A 395-nucleotide genomic window follows, 5' to 3' on the forward strand; every position below is an offset into this window, starting at 1 on the left:
GGTTCGTCCGCCGCCGCGGCCAGCGCCTCCTCGTACTGGCGCTGCCAGCGCGGCGAACCCGGCTGCCAGAGGATCACCTGCCAGCGCATTTCCTCGGGCTCCCGGTCGGCGGCCATCCCCTGCAGCCGCTTGGGCTGGAACCAGAAGTCGGCCCAGACCACGACCTGTTGGCTGAGAGTGAGTGCGGAGGGCAGCGGCCGCCCCCACACGAAGTAGACGCCGACCGGCGGTCCGATGTAGAGCACCGACGTCACCACCGAGATGCCCAGGAAGGGCAGGAAGGCGGAGAGCGAGAGCAGCGTCACCAGCCAGACGATGGCGAAGCCGAAGGCCGCACCCAGAGCGGGCAGCAGCAGACCGGGAAGCGGGATGTTGCCCCAGTTCCAGATGCGCTT

1 protein-coding gene is annotated in these 395 nt (G+C 69.4%); it reads right to left on the reverse strand.

What is annotated here, in order from left to right; translation table 11 throughout:
* A partial coding sequence (locus G3I71_RS49505; protein ID WP_164325544.1) for a hypothetical protein occupies positions 1–395 on the reverse strand: 395 nt, incomplete at both ends.

Source organism: Streptomyces sp. SID12501 (genome assembly GCF_010550245.1).
In the GTDB taxonomy this organism is placed as follows: Bacteria; Actinomycetota; Actinomycetes; order Streptomycetales; family Streptomycetaceae; genus Streptomyces.